Below are 15,947 nucleotides of genomic sequence, written 5' to 3'. Positions count from 1 at the left end.
AGGCCGACCGGCTAGACAGCGCGACGCTTGAGTTTGCGCCGCTCGCGCTCCGACAGCCCGCCCCAGATGCCGAAGCGCTCGTCGTTCTCGAGCGCGTAGTCGAGGCACTCTGACCGCACGTCGCACGAGGCGCAGACCTTCTTGGCCTCGCGGGTGGATCCGCCCTTCTCAGGGAAGAAGGCCTCGGGATCGGTCTGAGCGCACAGCGCGCGTTCTTGCCAGCCCAGGGGACCGTCATCGTCGGCCCCATCGAAGATGTCCACGACCGACGCGAGGGTCGGTGCGGGCTTTCCTGCGTCCGAGGGCACTGCGCCTTCGTAGATATTCCACATAGGCCGTCCTCCGATTCGCTGCTGCAGGAGTTCCTGCATGTAGGAATTACACCGTTGTCATCCCTATGCGTCAAGTCGAGAGTAGCGCACACCACACAAATATCCGACGCCCCAGGCAACATGCATGGTAATGAGCACCACGGGCATCGCGAGCGCCGCTCGTGCTCCGGTGCGTCGCGCAAGAGACGCACTCGCGCCGAACACGCCAAGAACGTAGGCCCCGGGGACCACGAGCAGCCATGCGAGGGCCGGTGTCCCCAGCACTGCGCCCAGTCCCGCGGTCGCGATCGCCGCCGCGTTGGCCACTACCATCGCCGGCGCCGCCAGGTACCGCGGCGACCGAGTGCTGGGGTGGGTGCGCACCACCTCTCGACGCCACTGCCCGGACGTGAAGAACTGCCGCCGGAGCGCAGACCAGCGCGACCGCGGCGTATAGGGCACCGCCATCTCCGGCACGAACCAGACGACGTGACCGGCCTCGCGCAGCCGGTGATTGAGCTCCCAGTCCTGCGCGCGGACGAAGTGGGGATCGTAGCCGCCGACGTCTGCCAACGCGTCTCGACGGAACGACCCGAGGTAGACGGAGGACGCCTCGCCTTCCACGCCGCCGAGGCGGTGGCCCGCGCCGCCGAGCCCGAACCGCGAGGACATGGCGACGGCGACTGCTCGGCCGAAGGGAGCATCGGCCGTCGGCACCATGCGGCCGCCCACATTGGCGGCACCGGTACGGAGCAGCGCGTCGACCGCGAGGTCGATGTACCCGGCAGGCATGTGCGCGTGGCCGTCCATCCGCACGAGGACATCGTGCTGGGCTGCGGCGATGGCGGCGTTGAGGCCGTCGGGGGTGCGACCGCTGGGGTTGTCGACCACCACGACGCCGGGCGCCTCGGCGAGCCGTCGTGCGATGTCCGCGGTCGCATCGTCAGAGGGGCCCACCGCGATCACGACCTCGAGCGGCCCGGAGTACCCCGCTGCCAGCACGGCGCCCACCGCGCCGTCGAGAGCGGACTCCTCATTGCGCACGGGCATGACGACCGACACGCCGGGACGGGCAGCGGCTTCAGGCATGGCGGGCACGACACGTAGGCTATCTGAGAAGAGTGGGACGCCCCGAAAGTGCGAGGTATCCAGCACGAACACCGCGCAGCCGCCATGCCAGGTCTGCGCTGACAGAAGGCGGGAATGCTCCGCGCACTGTCGACGACGACGAGGAGAGTTGCGTGTCCAGACGCATCGGTCACGTCCGGCACGCGCGCCGCGCCCGCACGCACGCTCTTGGTCGCACGATCGCCATCGCTCTCGCGGCATCGGCCGGGTTCGCCATCGTCTGGGTACAGACCATCGCCGTGCAGTTCGGCGGCGCGATCGACACGCGGGACGCCAAACCTCTCGTGACGAGGACGCCGGACTCGCCGGTCGAGGAGCTCGCCGGCGACCCGCTCACGATCCTGCTCATCGGCTCTGACGTGCGCTCCGACGAGAACGGCGAGATCGTCACCGATGGCGTCGAGGGCATGCGCAGCGACGCCACCGTCGTCGCGCACCTCTCGGGAGACCGCTCCCGCGTGGAGCTGGTGTCCATCCCCCGCGACCTCCAGGTCGAGATCCCCGACTGCACCCTCTTCGACGGCACCGTGGTGCCGGGCGGGTACGGCGACTTCAATGTGGCCTTCTCCAATGGCGGGCGTCATGACGACCCAGCGGAGGCCGCCGCGTGCACGATCAACGCGGTGCACGACATCACCGACATCCCGATCGACCATTGGGCGGTGATCGACTTCGCGGGGTTCACCCGCATGGTGGACGCCCTCGACGGCATTCCGATGTGCATCCCGGAGCGGATCGTGTCCAAGAGGGCAGATCTCGAGCTCGACGCCGGTGCTCAGGTGCTCGACGGGGCGGAGGCGCTCGGGTACGCACGGCTGCGCACTGCTGAGGAGGGCGACGTCTCGGGCTCCGACCTCCAACGCATCACACGCCAGCAGCAGCTGCTCGAGCGCACGCTTCAGACGGCCAGGGAGAAGAGCCTCTTCACCGATGTGGGAGCGCTGACCAGCTTCATTCGGGCGGGCGCGGAGTCGCTCACCACCGATGAGCAGCTCGGCGATCTCGACTTCATGGTCCGCCTTGCCTACGGCCTCCGGGGCGTCACCGCCGACGCCCTCACAGTCACGACGGTGCCCTGGGAGTACACCGACGATCGCCTCAACGTGCTGATGACCGACGACGCGTCGCGCATGTTCGACGACATCCGCCACGACCGTCCGCTGTCGGTGATGTCGGAGGGAGACGCGACCAGCGAATGGGGTGCGGATCCCAGCGCAGGCCCCGATGCCGCGGGGGATTCCCCCGAGCCAGACTCCCCGAACAGCGCCGCACCCGATAGCATCGACGAGATTCGGGACGCGTGCGGCTCGTGAGCGCGCGCGTTCCTGCTGCCACCGGGCGCGGGAACCCTCGCGTTCACTGGCGCGTTACCTGCCCAGCCCCCACTCGTCACGCTCGTCACATCCCGTCCTGGAGGAACCCATGCCGGCAGCGACCCGGCCCGTCCGACCGCGCCACGCCTCGCGCGCCGTTCACCGGCGCGTGCTCGGCACGCTCGCGGCGGCATCGGCGGCGATCCTCGGCTTCGCCGCAGTCGGTGGCGCGACCTACCTCCAGCTGACGGTCGGCGCTCTCGAGACGCACGATGTCTCCGGCCTGCTGGGCCCAGGCAAGAACTCGACGGCGGAGCCGGTCGAGGAGGGCCCCACGAACTTCGCCCCAGGAGAACCCATCAACATCGCGTTGATCGGCACCGACGAGCGCAACGGCGAGAACGGGGAGATCGGCGGCTTCGTCACGGAGGGCATGCGAGGCGACACCACCATGGTCATGCACATCTCGGCCGACCGCTCTCGAATCGACGTCGTCTCGATCCCCCGCGACTCGCGGGTGCGGGTCTCCGACTGCCAGATGTTCGACGGCAGCACGGTGAAGGGCTGGACCGGCAAGTTCAACATCGCGCTTGCCAACGGAGGCCAGAATGGCAACCGCGGCGAGGCCGCCGCATGCGTGATGCGCACCATCAACGACCTCACCGGGGTGGACTTCAGCGGCCACTTCATGATGGTCGACTTCTCGGGATTCCAGAACATGGTCGACTCGCTGGGCGGCATCCCGATGTGCATCCCGCAGGACATGTACTCCACGAAGGCCAAGCTGGATCTTGAGGCAGGGCCGCAGGTGCTCGACGGCGAGACCGCTCTCGCCTACGCCCGCGCCCGCACCGGCACCGGCCTCGGAGACGGCACAGACCTGATGCGCATCGACCGGCAGCAGGAGCTGCTCACCAACACGGCCCGCCAGGTGTTCGGCTCGAACCTCCTGACTGACGTGCCCGAGCTCACCCAGTTCGTGAGGTCGGCGGCCGAGTCCCTCACGGTCGACAACGAGCTCGGCAGTCTCAACAACATCATCGGCCTCGCCTACTCGCTGAGGAACTTCGACACCGCGAACCTGACCTTCGCCACCGTGCCATGGCAGTACGCGGGCGACGGCTCGGGCGACGTGCTGTGGCGCGAGGCAGAGGCCGCTGCGATGTGGCAGTCGATCGTGGACGATGAGCCGATCGTGATCCCCGAAGACGATCAGGAGTCAGCCACCGCCGAGCCCTCTCCGGATCCGTCGGCAGCGGGCACGACCTCCCCCGGGCCCGCGATCACCCCGCAGCCCACCGCGTCTCCGGTGCGCGAGACGCAAGAGGACATCCTCGACAGCTGCGTGGTTCCGGAGAGCTGAGAGAGGCCTCAGCGCCCGGAGGTGGCGCGTCGCTCAGCGTCGCGCTCACTCGGCGCAGCCATCACTCGGAGGACCGGAGCGATGCACCCTTCGCGTAGGCGGCCTGGCGCAAGTCATCCCTGAACTCGGACATGCGGGCTCGGATCCGCGCGGCCTCGTCGCCGTCGCCCGCGCCGAGGATGCGCGCGGCCAGCAGCCCAGCGTTGCGGGCGCCTCCGATCGACACGGTCGCCACGGGAACCCCGGCGGGCATCTGCACGATGCTCAGCAGAGAGTCCATGCCGTCCAGGTGCGCGAGCGGCACCGGCACCCCGACGACGGGAAGGTTGGTCACCGACGCGAGCATGCCCGGCAGGTGCGCCGCGCCGCCCGCGCCGGCGACGATGACCTTGAGCCCTCGCGCCTCCGCCTCGCGACCGTACGCGATCATCTCGTCCGGCATCCGGTGCGCGGAGACGACATCCTTCTCGTACGCGATGTCGAACTCGCGCAACGCCGCTCCCGCGGCCTGCATCACCGGCCAGTCCGAGTCGGACCCCATCACGATTCCCACCACGGGAGCATCACTCATGCCGCACCTCCGTCCCTCACGATAGCGGCCGCGTCCACGGCCCTGCGGTAGGCCTCAGCACGGTCGGGACCCGTGGTCGTGACGTGCCCGACCTTGCGGCCCGGCCGCACCCCCTTGCCGTACAGATGCACCTTCGCGCCTGGGTCGCTGACGTCGCCGAGCGCACCGCCGAGGTCGCTCCTGGCCCCACCCAGCACGTTGGCCATCACGGTCCACGGCGCCATGGCGACGGTGTCGCCGAGAGGCAGGTCCAGCACCGCCCTGAGGTGCTGCTCGAACTGGCTCGTGACTGCCCCATCGATGGTCCAATGCCCGGAGTTGTGCGGCCGCATCGCGAGCTCGTTGATGACAAGGCCGCCGTCGACCTCGAACAGTTCCACGGCCAGCACGCCCGTGACGTCGAGCGCCTCCGCCACCGTGATCGCGATCTCCCGAGCGCGCTCGGCGAGGTCGGCGGAAAGGTCGGGAGCAGGAGCCGTGACCTCGGAGCACACCCCCTCCCGCTGGATCGACTCGACGACGGGCCACACGGCGCTGCCACCACCGGGACGTCGCGCGATCTGCACTGCGAGCTCCCGGCGAAAGGCCACCTTCGCCTCGATCAGCAGGCGCGGCCCGCCGTTGGCCGCCGCAGCGATCCACTCGTGCGCCTCTGACGCCGCCCGGATCACCCGCACGCCCTTGCCGTCGTACCCTCCCCTGGCGGTCTTCAGCACGGCCTCGCCACCGTGCGCCGCCAGGAACTGCTCCACCTCGTCGTCGGTCTCGACCCTGCGCCACGGCGGGTTCGGCAGCCCCAGTTCGTCCATCCGCGCCCGCATCTCGATCTTGTCCTGCGCGAAGCGCAGCGCCTCGGCGCCCGGTCTGGCGGGGACGCCCGCCTCGGCACACGCCGCGAACACCTCGGACGGAATGTGTTCGTGCTCCCACGTCACGACGTCGGGATGGGGGGCCGCCAGCAGGCGCCGCACCGCCTCCGGGTCCGTCGGCAGTCCGACCACGGTCTCATGGGCGGCGTCGGCGGCGGAGGCCTCGTCGGACTCGACGAGGACTCTGAGGGTGATGCCGAGCGCGGTCGCCGCTGGCGCCATCATGCGCGCGAGCTGACCTCCGCCGACGACGGCGACGATGGGTGAGTTCATGGGCCCAACCTACCGGCGACTAGGCTCCTGCTCGTGAGGGTGACCACATGGATTCGCAGGCGTGCGGGACAGCTGTCCCGCTTCGCCGCCGTGGGCGTCACGGGCGTCGCTGTGAACCTCGTCGCGTTCAATCTGCTGCGCCTGGGACCGCTCGCCTCGGATGCCGAGGTGGCGGGCGAGGACGATCGCGTGGTGACCGCCAAGGTCATCGCCACCCTGCTCTCGATCGCCTTCGCATGGTGGGCCCATCGAGGATGGACCTTCCGGGGTGGGCGCCGGCACGGACCGAGACGCGAGATGGTGCTGTTCGCCGCAGTCAACGCCGTGGCGCTGGTGCTGGAGGCGGGAGTGGTCGCGATCAGCCACCATGGTCTGGGATTCACGTCCCTGCTCGCGAACAACATCGCGTCGCTCGTGGGGATCGGCATCGCGACCGTCGCGCGGTACACCGGCTATGCCCTCTTCGTGTTCCATGCGGAGGCGCAGGAGGCGCCCGCGCCCGGAGCCGCTCCCGCTACCGGTGCCGACGCGCCTTGACGGTGAGACCGTGCGGGACCACCGTCTCGAGGTCGACCATCTGCGGGACGCCCTGCAGGAACACGGCGAACGCCGCGGGCACCCGCTGAGCCAGTTCGAGGCGACCGCCGTCGGCCGTCACCAGGTCGCGCGCGAGCGCGAGCCCGAGGCCGGTGCCGCGGCCTCCAGTCACTTCTCGCTCGAAGATGCGCGGGGCGAGGTCCTCGGGCACGCCGTCGCCCTCGTCGCGCACTTCGATCACGATCGCACGGCTCGCTCCTGACTCACGGACCGCGACGGTCGTGGTGCCCGCGCCGTGGTGCAGGGAGTTCTCGATGAGCGTCGCGATGACCTGCGCCAGGCCCCCAGGCGTGGCGAAGACGGTCGCCGCCGAGTCCTGGATGTCGAGCCGCCGCCCGGCCGAGCGGAACGGCTGCGTCCACTCCTCGCGCTGCTGCTCGAGCACGTCCTGCAGCACCACCAACTCGGTTCCCGAGCCGAGAGCACGGCGCGATCGACCCAACAGGTCATCGACCACGCCCACCAACCGCTCGACCTGTTCGAGCGACTTCTCCGCCTCTTCCCTGACCTCGTCCTGCGACGTGGTCGCGGCGATCTCTTCGAGGCGCATGGTGAGCGCCGTGAGCGGCGTGCGCAGCTGGTGCGAGGCGTCGGACGCGAACTGACGCTCGGCGGCGAGCCGCGCGGCCATGCGGTCGGCGCTGCGCGACAGCTCTTCGGCGACCTGGTCGATCTCTTCGACCCCGGTGCGTGCCAGTCGCGGGCGCACCTGCCCCGAGCCGAGCTGCTCCGCGCTCGCGGCGAGATACAGCAGTGGTGCCACCAATCGGTTGGCGAGCCAGATCGAGATCGAGACGCCCGCCACCACGGCGATCACACCGAGCACGAGGACCAGTCCCACGTATCGTGCCGCCTGCCAGAACACATCCCACCACGCGACGGACATCACGACGACGATGCCGGACTCCGTGACGTACGAGTCAGCGAATGCGGACTGGGGCTCCTCACCCGCCGTCAGCTCGGTGCCGTCGGGGAGCTGGACATAGATGTACGAACCGGCGCCGGGCGCGCTCGACACATAGGAGGACAGGTTGTCCTCCGTGATGGTCTCGCCCGCCTGCTGGCGCACGTCCAGCGCGCGGGCGGCGGTCACGGTCCGCAGCTCCAGGTCGCGCAGCGCATCGTCGCGCACGAGCTGTGCGGAGAAGAACCCCAGCGGGATCCCCAGCAGAATCACTGCGACGGCCAGTGCCGAGATGGTGGCCTGCAGCACGCGGCGCCGCACGGGGACGCCTACTCGTCGTTCTCGAACCGGAAGCCCATGCCCCGCACGGTCGTGATGTACGACGGGTCGGACGCGTCGTCGCCGAGCTTGCGTCGCAGCCACGAGACGTGCATGTCGAGCGTCTTGGACGGGGCGCCGGGGTCGGCCTCCCACACCTCGCGCATCAACGTGTCACGCGACACCACCGAGCCCGCGTTGGCGACCAGGAGGTGGAGCAGGTCGAACTCCTTGCCGCTCAGCTGCAGCTCGCGATCGTCGAGGAATGCGCGGTGTCCCGCGACATCCACACGCACGCCGCGCACGGAGAGATCCTGGGCATCGTCCGCCGTCAGGCGCCGGCGCAGCAGCGCACGGACGCGGGCCAGCAGCTCAGCGAGCCGGAACGGCTTGGTGACGTAGTCGTCGGCACCCGCGTCGAGCCCGACCACCAGGTCCACCTCGTCCGCACGCGCGGTGAGCATGAGGATGGGCACCTGCAGGCCCTTGTCGCGGATCCTGCGGGCGACGTCCACGCCGTCGATGTCGGGAAGGCCGAGGTCGAGGATGACCAGGTCCGCCTCATCGGCGGCGCCTACGCCCCCCATGCCGTTCCCGTGCCAAGCGACGTCGTAGCCTTCTCTGCTCAAAGCACGGGTCAAGGGTTCTGAAATGGTCGGGTCATCTTCGACCAAGACAATTCGCGTCATGGGGCAACACTACCCGCGAGCGCGACGTTTGCAACGCGGGTCAACGCGCGTCGCCAGACGGCCCGGGTACGCCGTCACCGTCCCGCGACTAGCCTGGTGCCTCGTGACCGCCACCGCTCACGACGCCGCCACTGCGCCCGTCCCCTCCCCTGTGCTCCGCGCGTTCGCCGCCGCGCCCGAACGGCTCGTGCTGATCGGTGTCGCACTCGCGCTCGCCGCCGGAGCCTCGGTCTCTCTGGGCGTCCACCACTGGTGGACGGTGCTGCCCGCCGCAGGCGCGTTCACGGTCCTCGCATGGCGGCGGCTCGGGCCCCGAGCAGCCGTCACGGCGGCCGATGCGCGGGCGGGCGCGATCGCGGTCGGCGGCACCCTGGTCTGGACCGTGGTGAACATCGCCCTCGCCGCCGAGTACGTGATCGTGGTCCGTGACCCGGGCTTCCTCACACTCTCCGGACTGTGGCTCGCGGATCACCCCCACACGGACATCCCGGCCGCCGGTGCCGTCGAGGCTGCGGCCTCCCATCCATCGGCGCTCCCGGATGCCTCCGAGGCATGGAACCTTGCCGGCGACGTCATCCAGCCGCAGGGAGCGAAGATGCTCCCGGCCACCATCGCGATCGGCGGCTGGGTCGCAGGTGACACGGGCGTGCTGGCCGCCAACGTCGTCATCGGCGCTCTCGGCATCCTCGCGGTGTACACCGTCGCACGCCGCTTCCTCGGTCCGGCGGCGGCTCTCGCCCCCGCCGGCGCGCTGGCACTGACGGTGTCGCACATCGGCCTGTCGCGGGCGGCGTACTCGGAGCCGCTCACGCTGCTGCTGGTGATTGCGGGAGTCCTGTGGGCCTGGCGGGGCGTGGAGGAGCGCTCTGTCCCGTTGCTGGCGGCGGGCGCGATCGCCTCTGGAGCCACCACGTTCATCCGGATCGACGGCGCCGCCTCTGCCATCGGGGCCCTCGTCGGCGTCACGGTCGCGTTGGCGCTCACCGACGCGGACCGGGCGTGGCGACGCAGGGCCGCACTGGTGTTCCTCGCCGTGCAGGCGGCCGTGCTGATGCTCGGCTACGCCGCATTGGCTCGCTGGAGCACCGAGTACCTCGAGCGACTCGCCGACGAGGCGTATGCCCTGCTGTTCGTCTACGGCGCCGTCGCCGGGCTCATGGGCGTGTGGGTGCTGCTGTGGTCTCGGCGTCTCCACGTCGACCGCTGGCTTCCCGCCTGGGCAGACGCCCTGGGCCGCCGTGGCGCCATCGCGGCCGGAGCCGTCGTGGTGACCGGCATGGCGGTGCTCGCCTCGCGACCGCTCTGGACCACGGTGCATCGCGGCACCGAAGCGGAACGCGATCAGTTCACCAATGGGGTGATCGAGGGCTTCCAGGCGTCGCAGGGACTCCCCATCGAGCCCACCCGCACGTACGCGGAGTCCACGGTGACCTGGCTGTCGTACTACCTGACGTGGCCGCTGGTGGTGCTGGGCATCCTCGGCCTGGGAATCGCCACGTATCGGATGGTGCGGCGGCAGGGTGGCTGGACGGTGTTCATGGGAGCAGTCATGGCCCCCACGCTGGTGTACCTGTGGCGCCCCGCCATCGTGCCGGACCAGTTGTGGGCGATTCGCCGCTTCGAGCCCGCCACCCTGCCAGGGTTCGTGCTCGCAGCGGCCGCCGCAGCGTGGGCGCTCACCGGACTCGCTCGGACGCCGGCCGCTCAAGCGACGCTGCGCCGTGCGGCGGCCGCGCTCATGATCGCTCTGCCGCTGTCCACGTGGCTGTCGATCGCCCCCGATGAGGAGTACCCGCTGTCGGGCGCGGTGAACGTCACCTCGCGGGAGATGATCGGCGCGCGCACCCAGCTCGACCAGCTGTGCGCGATCGCCCCCGGGCGACCCATCGTCCTCGTCGGCACGAGCTCGCACTACGGCTCCCTGCGCGTGATGTGTGACGTGCCCGTCGTCCTCATGCTGTCCGCGCCCTCCGCCGACGACCTCGCCTCGATGTCTGAGGCGTGGGACGACGCCCCCCTGGTGCTCACGCGCGAGGTCGACGACGTGCCGTGGTCCTCCGACCCCCTCGTCGTGGTCGATTCTCGGGTGACGCACTCGGGCTACACGCTGCAACGCATCCCTCGCACCTTAGTCGAGCGCTCGTACAGCTGGTACGCGGGCGTGGTCGAGGAGTCAGGCGAGGTGCGCCCAGTTCACGTCGGCGACACCCTCACCGCTCCCTGACCGCTCCGCCGCCCCCAGCCAGGGCGGTTCGCAACGTTGTCCACAGTCGCGTCTCGGAACAGTGCGGGGGACACGCCCATCGGGGAACCCTGACCCGATGCGCATCACGGCTCCCGGCGACGTCGATCTCGACGTGAACCCCGGCGCGACGGCTGCGGAGGTGCGCGCCTTCATCGGCCTCGATCGCGTCTGGTGCGGCCCTCTCGAGCTCGACGCCGACCATCCGGCGGGGGTCCCTCCCCTCGTGCACGGTGCCCGCATCACCGCGTCACCGGCCCCGCCGTGCATGGCGCTCGTCGGTCCACACCTGCGCGTCGTGGAGGGCCCCGACGCTGGCCACGCCATCGCCCTCGACCGCCCGGTGGTCATCGGCCGGGGCGAGAGCGCGGACCTCCGCCTCGACGACCCCGCCGTCAGCGCCGAGCACGCGGTGGTCACCGGGCCTCGCCGGATCCGGGTGCACGATCTGCGGTCGTCCAATGGCACCGTCGCCCCGCGGCGAGGGCGGCTGCGCCCCGGCGACCACGTCACCGTCGGGCGTTCGCGCATCGTGCTGGTCGACCCCGGCGCGACAGCGCCCGCGGATGCCGGCCGTCCGGCCCCACAGGCGCGCACCGGCGACGGGCCGCGGCGGTGGGGCGCGCTGGCCGGCGGCCTCGCCTCCGGCATCGCGCTGGCCACGGCGACGGGCCGGTGGCAGCTCGGGCTCGTCGGCATCGTGCCCGCCGCAGCACCGTGGCTGAGCCAGGTGGCGGCTCGCCGCCGCATCACTCCTGAGGACCCGGCGCCAGCGCCGTCGGGCGTCGTCGCGGTGCGGGGCGACGCCGATGCGGTACGCGGCTACATGCGCGCGCGGGCGATCGAGAGCGGGACGAGGCCCTCGGGAGACTCGTGGGACGAGCCGTGGATGCGCTGGCTCGATCCGCCGAGCGACCACGAGCGCATGATCGCCGTCCAGCCTGGCGCCGCGTGGCCATCGTGGGCGGCGATGCGTGTCGAGGTGGACCGCGACTCGCGGGTCGAGGACGACGGCCGCGGGCCGCGCACCCTGCTGCCACTCGCAGTCGCGGCGAGCACTGCCGAGCTCGCGGCCCGACGACGGGCGTCCGGCCGCGAGGATGATCCGCTCCCGCACGAACTGCGCTGGGCAGACATGGCCGATGCGATCGACGACCACCCCGCGGACGGCGCCCCCCGACGCCTCCGTGCCGCATTCGGCGTGAGCGACGACGGGCCGTACGTGCTCGACCTCGATGCCGATGGACCGCACCTGCTGGTCGCCGGAACCACGGGATCGGGGAAATCTGTCGCGCTGGAGACGCTGGTCACGGCGCTGGCATTCGCCCACTCTCCCCGCGACGTCACGATGGCGCTCATCGACTTCAAAGGAGGAGCAGGCCTGCGCGGCTGCATGGCGCTGCCGCACGTCGCGGCGACGTTGACCGACCTCGACGGCGGTCTCGCCCGCCGCGCACTCGCTGGTCTGGCACACGAGCTCCACGCGCGCAAGGCCGCGTTGAAGGACAGACGTCTCGCGTCACTGAGCGACTGGGAACGGGCCGGTGGCGCGCCGCCCCGCCTGCTGGTGGTGATCGACGAATACCAGGAGATCGTCGCAAGCCACGCATCGTTCCTGCCCGATCTCGCTCGGATCGCGGCACAGGGGCGGTCGTTGGGGCTGCACCTCGTGCTGGCGACACAGCGTCCCGCAGGCGCGGTGACGCCCGAGGTGAGGGCGAATGTCTCCACCACCGTCGCATTGCGCGTCGCGTCGACATCGGAGTCGCGGGACCTGCTGGGCACGGCGGCGGCCGCTGCCATCCCCGCATCCGTCCCGGGGCGCGCGATCATCGCTCGCGGCACGGAGCACCGCGAGGTGCAGATCGCTGCACCGAGTGCGGAACCGTCTCCTCGCGTCCGGCGAGCGGGAGTGTCGAGCGGTCCCGGGGCGCCGCTCGCCGTCGTGGCCGCGGAGCGATGGCAGGGAAGCCTCCGCGCCGATCCCCTGTGGCTCCCGCCGCTCCCACGCCGATGGCGGCCACCTCCGCGCGCAGCAGCCGGCATCGCCTTCGCGCTCCTCGACCGACCCGGCTCGCGCACTCAGGTCATCGCCCCGTGGGTCCCGCACGAGGGAGCGGCGGTCGTGATCGGGCCGCCCGGATCAGGCCGCACCAGCGCGCTCACCGCGGTCGCCCGACAGGCTCGCGAGAGGGGGCTCACGCCTGTGGCCTTGCCCACAGATCCGCGACTCGCCTCGCGGACCCTCGCCATCGCGTCCACGCGCGCGGACGTGCTGCTCGTGATCGACGACGTCGACGCGGCCATGGCCCGGCTCGCCACGGTGGATGACGGCGCAGCGCTCGACGACGTGGCCCAGAGATCTGCGCTCCGTCTCCCCACCGTCATGGCAGGCAGCCCAGCGATGCCGACCCGCCTCGCGGCCGGGGCGTCGGCTCTGGCGATCCTGACCGGCGTGGAGCCGAGCATTGCGTCCCAGTGGGGCGTGCCGCGGACGCTCGTCGAGCACGCCGGGACACCGGCACCCGGCCGCGCACACGTCCGGCACCGAGGCGCCTGGGACGTCGCACAGCTCGCCTCGAGTGACGACCACGCATCCACCACCCTTGTCCGTTCGCTCCCGCTCGAGGTGGACGGGGCGCACGCGGGCGCGTCGCTCGGCATCGGCGGCGACGACGCGATCCCGGTGGAGGCGCCCACCGGACCCGTCACGATGGTCGGTCCCCCCGGCCGCACGCGCGATGCGGTGCTCGCGCGCCTGGGGAGTGCCTCGATCACGACAGTCGAGATGCCCGCTCTGATCCCTCCCGGCGCGACCACTGTGGTGCTCGTCGAGCCGACCCCGCGCGCCGTACGACAGTGCGCCCCGCAAGCCTGGCGGGGAGTCACCGATCCCCATCAGGTGCCCGGCCGCATCGTGCTCGTCCGTGATGGCGCTGCGGTCGCGGTACAGGTGCCGCTCGGTGGAGGGAGGCCGGGTCAGGCGGCGTGAGACCCCGGGTCACCCGGCGCATCGGCGCTCATCGCCTGGATGTCGCGCCTCGCATCGGCGAGCAGGGCGGCAGCCGCCACGATCGCCACCACGATGACCGCCACGCCCGCGCCTGCGGACCACCCGAGCACCGTCACGCCGGCCGCAGCCTGGAGCATCTGCCACGTGATGGCGAGCCCGCGCGGCCACACCGCACCGCGCCACAACGAGCGGCTCGCCCACACCAACGCGATGCCCGCTCCCAGCGCCATCAGGGCGATCGCCGCGGCCATCGCGGTCGCATCCTCTCCCGTCACGGCACTCGCTCCGATCCAGACGGCGACGGCGACCAGGGCGACACCTTCCGAGCCCACCAGCGCCGCAGCACTGCGGCGCAACGGCAGCGCCCTCCCGATCGTTGTGCTCATGGACGACACGGTAACGGGTGAAGAACTGTGGAACACGACACACCGATACCCCCTTGTCATCTGTTGTTAACAATGAGAGCCTTGGACCAGTGAATTCCGCGATGGCAGCGGCATCCCCCCACCACACTTGAGGGCTTTGCTGCGCCTCCAAACCCAGGAGGAACCATGGATTGGCGTAACAATGCAGCCTGTCTAGATGTTGACGACCCCGAGCTGTTCTTCCCCGTCGGCAACACCGGGCCGGCACTCGTGCAGATCGAGAAGGCCAAGGCCGTCTGCAACACCTGCGAGGTGCGCGACATGTGCCTGCAGTGGGCGATGGAGCACAACCAGGACTCCGGCGTCTGGGGTGGCCTGTCCGAGGACGAGCGCCGCTCCCTCAAGCGCCGCGCCGCTCGCGCGCGCCGCGCCGCCAAGTAGCCGCAGAGCACTCGCTGTCGGGCCGTTCGCGGCCCTGCGGCTCGGCCCTTTCGCCGTCAGCGCTCGTCGCCCACCAGGGCGTCGAGCTCGACGACGGAACCGCCGTCGAGCCGCGTCCACGTGATCGAGCCCGACAGCTCGTTCTCGATCAGCGTGCGGACGATCTGTGACCCGAGCCCCGACGGCTCGCCCGCAAGACCCACGCCGTCATCCTTGATCGAGACGTGAAGGCGATCGTTCTCGCGCGCCGCCGCCACCGTGATCGTGCCGAACTCCCGTCCCTCGAACCCGTGCTCGACGGCGTTGGTGACGAGTTCCGTGATGACGAGTGCGAGCGACGATGCGAACTGCGCCGGCACCAGGCCGAAGTCCCCATCGCGGACGATCTTCACCTGCACGCCCGGCGAGGCGACGTCGGCAGCCATGCGCATCGACCGCTGCGCCAGGTCGTCGAAGTTCACGAGCTCGTCCAGCGTGCCCGACAGCGTCTCGTGGACGAGCGCGATGGTCGACACGCGTCGCATTGCTTCGGCGAGCGCCTCCTTCGCCTCCGGCGCCTCGACACGGCGTGACTGCAGGCGCAGCAGCGCCGCGACCGTCTGCAGGTTGTTCTTGACGCGGTGGTGGATCTCGCGGATAGTCGCGTCCTTGGTGATGAGTTCACGCTCGCGTCGGCGCAGTTCGCTGACGTCGCGGCACAGCAGCACCGCACCGGTGCGCTCCCCCTGCTCCGTCACGGGGATGGCCCGTAGCGACAGGCAGGCTCCGTTCGCCTCGAGATCCGTGCGCCACGCCGCACGGCCCATCACCACCATCGCCAGGGTCTCGTCGATGTGTCCCTTGTCGAGCACGACCTCGCTCGTCACGCGCGGGAGCGAGCGGTTCATGAGCGAGCCCGTCACGCCCAGGCGGTGGAAGCACGACAGCGCATTGGGGCTCGCATAGGTCACGTGCCCGGCGGCATCGAGCCTCAGGACGCCGTCCCCCACTCGCGGCGCGCCGCGTCGGGGGCCCGTCACGGACGTCTGCACCGGGAACTCCCCCCGCGTGATCATGTGCAGAAGGTCGTCCGCAGCACCCTTGTAATTCAACTCGAGACGGCTCGAGGAGCGCGACACCGCCTGAGACACCTCACGGGTGAGGACCGCGATGGCCTTCCCGTTCATCACCACCGGCAACGCGTCCTCACGCACCGCGTATGTCTCGTCCCAACGGGGCTCGCGAGACGCGATGATGCCGCCCTCGTCGAGTGCGCGCTGGAGGTGAGCGACGCGCCCCGCAGCTGCCTTGGTGCCGACCACGTCGTCCTGATGGACGGTCGGGCCCGTGGACGGCCGGCACTGCGCGATCGCGACGAAGCCCTCGGGCACCTGACGCCACATCACGAGGTCGGCGAAGGACAGATCGGCGATGATCTGCCAGTCCCCCGCGAGCAACGCGAGCCTGTCCGCCTCCGCATCCGTCAATGGGCCGAATCGTTCTGCTGTCTCTCGAAGTGCTGCCACAGGGACCACCCTAGGCAATGGGAGGCGCGATACGCTGATCCCACC

Annotated in this window: 14 protein-coding genes; 6 read left to right on the top strand and 8 right to left on the bottom strand. The window is 70.7% G+C overall.

All coding sequences use genetic code 11. The annotated features are described in order from the left end of the window. Positions 1-11 precede the first annotated feature (11 nt). Positions 12-332: a WhiB family transcriptional regulator gene (locus tag AOP72_RS02550; protein ID WP_062131961.1), complete on the bottom strand. Its 321-nt coding sequence runs from the start codon at positions 330-332 to the stop codon at positions 12-14. 63 nt (positions 333-395) lie between these two features. Continuing rightward, positions 396-1,400, bottom strand: a complete 1,005-nt coding sequence (locus AOP72_RS02545) for a glycosyltransferase family 2 protein (RefSeq protein ID WP_062131958.1) — start codon at positions 1,398-1,400, stop codon at positions 396-398. A 152-nt stretch (positions 1,401-1,552) separates the two neighbouring features. Between AOP72_RS02545 and AOP72_RS02540 the strand changes: the two genes are divergently transcribed. Further along, the gene (locus tag AOP72_RS02540; RefSeq protein ID WP_062131955.1) at positions 1,553-2,752 is read left to right on the top strand and encodes an LCP family protein; all 1,200 of its coding nucleotides are present in this window, start codon (positions 1,553-1,555) and stop codon (positions 2,750-2,752) included. Between the two features lie 109 nt (positions 2,753-2,861). Beyond that, positions 2,862-4,115: an LCP family protein gene (locus AOP72_RS02535; protein ID WP_062131952.1), complete on the top strand. Its 1,254-nt coding sequence runs from the start codon at positions 2,862-2,864 to the stop codon at positions 4,113-4,115. A gap of 61 nt (positions 4,116-4,176) precedes the next feature. Here AOP72_RS02535 and purE read toward each other — a convergent pair whose 3' ends face one another. Together purE and AOP72_RS02525 are read right to left on the bottom strand one after the other, a co-directional pair. Then, positions 4,177-4,686 carry a 5-(carboxyamino)imidazole ribonucleotide mutase gene (gene purE / locus AOP72_RS02530; protein WP_062131949.1) on the bottom strand — a complete coding sequence of 170 codons (510 nt, stop codon included), beginning with the start codon at positions 4,684-4,686 and terminating at the stop codon, positions 4,177-4,179. Next, positions 4,683-5,828 carry a 5-(carboxyamino)imidazole ribonucleotide synthase gene (locus AOP72_RS02525; RefSeq protein ID WP_062131946.1) on the bottom strand — a complete coding sequence of 382 codons (1,146 nt, stop codon included), beginning with the start codon at positions 5,826-5,828 and terminating at the stop codon, positions 4,683-4,685. Before AOP72_RS02525 ends, purE begins: the two co-directional genes overlap by 4 nt. Positions 5,829-5,861: 33 nt before the next feature. Between AOP72_RS02525 and AOP72_RS02520 the strand changes: the two genes are divergently transcribed. Next, the gene (locus AOP72_RS02520; protein ID WP_193746337.1) at positions 5,862-6,365 is read left to right on the top strand and encodes a GtrA family protein; all 504 of its coding nucleotides are present in this window, start codon (positions 5,862-5,864) and stop codon (positions 6,363-6,365) included. Here the strand turns inward: AOP72_RS02520 and AOP72_RS02515 are convergent. Together AOP72_RS02515 and AOP72_RS02510 are read right to left on the bottom strand one after the other, a co-directional pair. Further along, positions 6,343-7,650 carry an ATP-binding protein gene (locus tag AOP72_RS02515; protein ID WP_062131940.1) on the bottom strand — a complete coding sequence of 436 codons (1,308 nt, stop codon included), beginning with the start codon at positions 7,648-7,650 and terminating at the stop codon, positions 6,343-6,345. The genes AOP72_RS02520 and AOP72_RS02515 overlap by 23 nt on opposite strands. An 8-nt stretch (positions 7,651-7,658) precedes the next feature. Beyond that, on the bottom strand, positions 7,659-8,336 hold the full coding sequence (locus AOP72_RS02510) for a response regulator transcription factor (protein WP_062131937.1): 678 nt from the start codon (positions 8,334-8,336) through the stop codon (positions 7,659-7,661). A gap of 103 nt (positions 8,337-8,439) precedes the next feature. On the opposite strand from AOP72_RS02510, the gene AOP72_RS02505 reads away from it, so the two are divergent. Both AOP72_RS02505 and AOP72_RS02500 read left to right on the top strand, forming a co-directional pair. After that, positions 8,440-10,560, top strand: a complete 2,121-nt coding sequence (locus AOP72_RS02505) for a hypothetical protein (RefSeq protein ID WP_062131933.1) — start codon at positions 8,440-8,442, stop codon at positions 10,558-10,560. Positions 10,561-10,657: 97 nt separating this feature from the next. Beyond that, on the top strand, positions 10,658-13,570 hold the full coding sequence (locus AOP72_RS02500; RefSeq protein ID WP_062131930.1) for an FtsK/SpoIIIE domain-containing protein: 2,913 nt from the start codon (positions 10,658-10,660) through the stop codon (positions 13,568-13,570). On the opposite strand, the gene AOP72_RS02495 is transcribed toward AOP72_RS02500, so the two are convergent. Continuing rightward, complete coding sequence (locus AOP72_RS02495; protein WP_152650219.1) at positions 13,558-13,977, bottom strand: hypothetical protein; 420 nt, start codon at positions 13,975-13,977, stop codon at positions 13,558-13,560. The genes AOP72_RS02500 and AOP72_RS02495 overlap by 13 nt on opposite strands. A 165-nt stretch (positions 13,978-14,142) precedes the next feature. On the opposite strand from AOP72_RS02495, the gene AOP72_RS02490 reads away from it, so the two are divergent. Further along, entirely contained in the window at positions 14,143-14,397 is a 255-nt protein-coding gene (locus tag AOP72_RS02490) for a WhiB family transcriptional regulator (RefSeq protein ID WP_062131924.1), read from the top strand. 56 nt (positions 14,398-14,453) lie between these two features. Here the strand turns inward: AOP72_RS02490 and AOP72_RS02485 are convergent, their stop codons facing one another. Further along, the gene (locus tag AOP72_RS02485; RefSeq protein ID WP_062131920.1) at positions 14,454-15,902 is read right to left on the bottom strand and encodes a sensor histidine kinase; all 1,449 of its coding nucleotides are present in this window, start codon (positions 15,900-15,902) and stop codon (positions 14,454-14,456) included. Positions 15,903-15,947 lie beyond the last annotated feature (45 nt).

Source organism: Demequina aestuarii (assembly GCF_000975095.1).
GTDB classification, from domain to species: Bacteria; Actinomycetota; Actinomycetes; order Actinomycetales; family Demequinaceae; genus Demequina; species Demequina aestuarii.
This window is presented reverse-complemented; position numbering and strand designations above follow the sequence as displayed.

Bases quoted from the DNA above. Each gene is read 5' to 3' on its own strand.
- AOP72_RS02550 (WP_062131961.1), bottom strand. From the start codon at position 332: ATGTGGAATATCTACGAAGGCGCAGTGCCCTCGGACGCAGGAAAGCCC.
- AOP72_RS02545 (WP_062131958.1), bottom strand. From the start codon at position 1,400: ATGCCTGAAGCCGCTGCCCGTCCCGGCGTGTCGGTCGTCATGCCCGTG.
- AOP72_RS02535 (WP_062131952.1), top strand. From the start codon at position 2,862: ATGCCGGCAGCGACCCGGCCCGTCCGACCGCGCCACGCCTCGCGCGCC.
- purE (WP_062131949.1), bottom strand. From the start codon at position 4,686: ATGAGTGATGCTCCCGTGGTGGGAATCGTGATGGGGTCCGACTCGGAC.
- AOP72_RS02525 (WP_062131946.1), bottom strand. From the start codon at position 5,828: ATGAACTCACCCATCGTCGCCGTCGTCGGCGGAGGTCAGCTCGCGCGC.
- AOP72_RS02510 (WP_062131937.1), bottom strand. From the start codon at position 8,336: ATGACGCGAATTGTCTTGGTCGAAGATGACCCGACCATTTCAGAACCC.
- AOP72_RS02500 (WP_062131930.1), top strand. From the start codon at position 10,658: ATGCGCATCACGGCTCCCGGCGACGTCGATCTCGACGTGAACCCCGGC.
- AOP72_RS02495 (WP_152650219.1), bottom strand. From the start codon at position 13,977: ATGAGCACAACGATCGGGAGGGCGCTGCCGTTGCGCCGCAGTGCTGCG.
- AOP72_RS02490 (WP_062131924.1), top strand. From the start codon at position 14,143: ATGGATTGGCGTAACAATGCAGCCTGTCTAGATGTTGACGACCCCGAG.